General features: G+C 61.3%; 3 protein-coding genes. 1 reads left to right on the forward strand and 2 read right to left on the reverse strand.

Annotation, left to right across the window (positions count from 1 at the left end; all coding sequences use genetic code 11):
- The first annotated feature begins 248 nt into the window (after positions 1–248).
- Entirely contained in the window at positions 249–1,478 is a 1,230-nt protein-coding gene (locus HMPREF3148_RS00585) for a hypothetical protein (protein ID WP_005531803.1), read from the forward strand.
- On the opposite strand, the gene HMPREF3148_RS00590 is transcribed toward HMPREF3148_RS00585, so the two are convergent.
- Together HMPREF3148_RS00590 and HMPREF3148_RS00595 are read right to left on the reverse strand one after the other, a co-directional pair.
- The gene (locus tag HMPREF3148_RS00590) at positions 1,468–2,649 is read right to left on the reverse strand and encodes an HtaA domain-containing protein (protein ID WP_049063270.1); all 1,182 of its coding nucleotides are present in this window, start codon (positions 2,647–2,649) and stop codon (positions 1,468–1,470) included. The genes HMPREF3148_RS00585 and HMPREF3148_RS00590 overlap by 11 nt on opposite strands.
- An 84-nt stretch (positions 2,650–2,733) precedes the next feature.
- Positions 2,734–3,405 carry a phosphate signaling complex PhoU family protein gene (locus HMPREF3148_RS00595; protein ID WP_049146310.1) on the reverse strand — a complete coding sequence of 224 codons (672 nt, stop codon included), beginning with the start codon at positions 3,403–3,405 and terminating at the stop codon, positions 2,734–2,736.
- Positions 3,406–3,451 lie beyond the last annotated feature (46 nt).

Genomic DNA, 3,451 nt, shown 5'->3' on the forward strand with positions numbered 1-3,451 from the left:
CCCCGACGTGTCCACTTTCCGGGGGTCGGGCCCGATCAAGCCAACACCAGCCCCTACCACACGCTGCTGTCCCACTCCGGTATTTCGCCGCCCCGGCGCGGATATAAGCTCCAGGAGCATATACTTTCCGGATTACCCCTGATCAACCCAAACAAATCGACGAATCCGGACACACTTTTTGTCGTTTAACCCCCACTTGACTAAGGTGAACCTAACTATCCTTCCAACTATAGATTGAGAGGTTTGCTTTGAACGCTTCCCTTCGGCGCCGCCTTGTCATTGGCGCCACCGTGCTTGCGCTCTGCGCCCCCGCCTCTGTCACGGTGAATGTGGCGCACGCTCTTCCGACGATCGACGCAGCCGATGCTCCTGGCTGTGCCGGTGAACGGGACACCCGCCACCCGAACATCGGCGTGGAATTGGATGTCACTGGTCCTGATGAAATCGACGTGACCAAGGACATGACCTTCAAGCTCAAGGGCACCGGCATTCATCCGAAGTCCACCCCAGGTGCCTCCAACGGTATGTACGTGGTACTCACACCCACGAGCGTGTGGCGCATTGGGCACTGCAGCACCATGACCGGTGACGGTGATGCGCTCATCGCACGTTGGGTCCCTGCTGGCGAGTTTGAAAAGAATGGCGGCAAACTCGACTTGGATCTGAAGGTGGAAGCGAACTCCCTCCAGCCAGGGCAGACCTATTCCCTCGGGTTCATGGCAGCGCACGGTCTCGCGCTCAGCGAGCGCTACTTCGACCGCGGCATCACCTTTAAGGTTCCCGCGGTTGGGTCGGACAAGGTGGAAACTCCCTTTGGCGTCCGTGGTGAGGTCAACGACAAACGCGACATCACCGTGAAATGGGACTACTCCCAGTCGGTGCCAGGCACCGCGTGGCGTGCCCAGGTTGAATGCGTCGAGCACTGCACCAGCGCAAAGACGCTGCGCACACTGGACAACAATGACCCCAATACCCGCTCTGTCACATTCGAGGACGGTGATGCGGGTGTCTACCAGGCTTCCGTTAACGCGAGCCGTTGGGTGAACGGTAAGTATGTGACGACAGATTTTGGGGTGTCGTCGAGGTTTGTGGTGGGGGACGTCGATAAGCCAATCAGTCAGCGACTCCACGCGACCGGAATTGAGCATGACTACGGCGAGTACGTGGCGCCTGGCACTGAAATCACCCTGAAGTCCCCGATTGAGGGGAAAACGGAGTGGACTGTCGCCGGTGTGAAGAAATACACGGTGGATCCGGCAACGCAGGCGCTGCGCTTCACCATGCCCACCAACCCGGTGCAAGTGGAAGCTGCGGCAGCGAAGGAGGAGCCGGCGCCCGTTGCTCCCGCGGGTTCGGCGCAGCTACCCGCATGGGGTGCTGCGCTGATCGGGATGGCAGCAACCTTGCTGGCAGTAGTTGCCGGCTTGGCTGCCCATTCCCCCGTGCTGAAAGAGCTATTGAAGCGCTTTAACCCTTAAACAGGTAGGCGGCCGCGATCGTGTGGATCGCGGCAATGCCACCGAGAAGCGTCGCGATGACACCGAGCACGATCGCCACGATCGACTCCGGCGCCATCGGCTGCTTCGCAGGGGCAGGCATGTCCACCGGGTCCAGCATCGTACCGTCCGTCAGGGTGATGACGAGCTGACCCGCCGCATTCGTGGTTACGGAGGCGATGCCGCGCCCCTCTTTGCCGTTATTACCGTCCTTACCGTCCGCGCCAGCCTGGCCGTCCTTACCGTCCGTGCCCGGCTTTCCTTCGGCGCCGTCCTTACCGGTGACCTTGCCTAGGTCCTTCGTCGTGCCGTCGGTGAAGGTGAGGATGAGGTGGCCAGCGTCGTTGATCCGCGCGTCCTTGACGCCGTTGGTGGCCCCAGTGTCGGACCCAGTGTCGGAGCCAGTACCGGGCTTATCTTCACCCAGCGTCAGCGTCGCGGTAAACGGCGACGGCTTCTTCTGGTCGTCCCAGCGCGAGCCGGAAGCATAGAACCAGGAGCGGACGGAGTCCGTGATGTTGTTGATCAGCTCGGTCGGCCACGCGTCGTCGTAGGAGATGTCCTCGTCGCGGACGTAGGTCACGCCTTCGTAGTTGGGGGTGGCGGTGATGGTGGCGGTGGTGCCGTCGATAGCAATTTCGGCGCCTTTAAACGTTGCCACGGTGACGCGCTTTGCGTCCTTGTTGTTGGCGGGCTGGTTGGGGTCCGTCGAGCTCACGGTGGCGGTGATGATACCGGAGCCCCCGGTGACCTCCAGTGCGAAGTCTTGGAAGGTGATGGTCTGTGCCCCGTTGATGGTGTAGGTCACGCTGCCCGGCCACTGGACCGAGGCGTCCTTGGTGTCCTTGTTTACCCAGCCGGTGGCTTTGGTGAGTTTGAGGCTTCCGTTGGCTGGCTCGAACTCGTCGGCGGGGACGATGGAGACTCCTTCGCCACTGGCCTTCGCGTCCCAGAGGAGTGCACGCTTGCTCAGTTCCCACTGCAGGGTCTGCTCGGCGGTGGCTGCGAGTGGGGTCGTGCCGGAGGCGACAGTGACAGTGGCCGCATTGTCCACCGCCTGCGCGGGAATGGCGAGTGGTGCGAACGTGAGGCTTGTAGCAACTGCTGCTGCGGGGAGGGCCGTGTGGACCCAGCGACGGGAAGAAATGAACATCAGGAATTATCCTCCTTTAGTTGTAGTAAGTTTGGCTAACCTTAACAGAGAGGGAGGGGTTCCTGGAAGTCAGCTCGTGGTGAGCTATTTGCGCCAGTATTGCTCCAGGTTGCGCAGCCTTTCTTCCATCTCAGACGTGGGTGTTTCATCGCGGCTTTGCGCGTACACCTCGGAGGTGAGGCCGGTGACCAGGTAGACGATGCGCGCGCCGGCGTTCACGCAGTGGTCGGCGTAGCGCTCGTAGAACCGGCCGATGAGGGCGGCGTCCACGGCCGCACGGCTGGAACCTTCCCAGTCTTTGCCGGTCACGGTGGTCAGGAGGTAACGGTGGAGCTCGTCGACATGATCGTCGATTTCGTTCATCTCCAGGGCCAGGTCCGCGTCCGGGCTGATCAACTGGTCGTGGATGAGCTCGCCCATCGTGTCCACCATTTTGGCCAGCTCTCTGACCGTCGATTGCAATTGCTTATCGACGACCTCCTCCGGATACCTCAACCTCGCCGTATTCGCCACGTGCTTGGCCAGCGCCCCCATCCGGCTGAAGTCCTCCACGATGTAGATGGAGGTGAACACTTGGCGCAGCTCGGTGGCCACGGGGTTCTCCCGGGCGAGGAGTTGCATACTGCGGTGTTCGCAGCGCTCACGGATCTCCTTGAGGGAGTCGGCCGCGGTGAGGGCTTCCTCGGCGTCTTCGAGCGAGGCCTCAAAGAGAGCCTTCGTGGCGGACGCCATGATGCCCCGGACTGTGTCACTCATGATCTTCAGGTCACCTGACTTGGCTCATTTTGGTGTGTTGTAGTTC

Source organism: Corynebacterium sp. HMSC05D08 (genome assembly GCF_001807215.1).
In the GTDB taxonomy this organism is placed as follows: domain Bacteria; phylum Actinomycetota; class Actinomycetes; order Mycobacteriales; family Mycobacteriaceae; genus Corynebacterium; species Corynebacterium striatum.

What these genes read in the sequence shown, in the direction of transcription:
- HMPREF3148_RS00590 (WP_049063270.1), bottom strand. Translation starts at nt 2,649, where the DNA reads ATGTTCATTTCTTCCCGTCGCTGGGTCCACACGGCCCTCCCCGCAGCA.
- HMPREF3148_RS00595 (WP_049146310.1), bottom strand. Translation starts at nt 3,405, where the DNA reads ATGAGTGACACAGTCCGGGGCATCATGGCGTCCGCCACGAAGGCTCTC.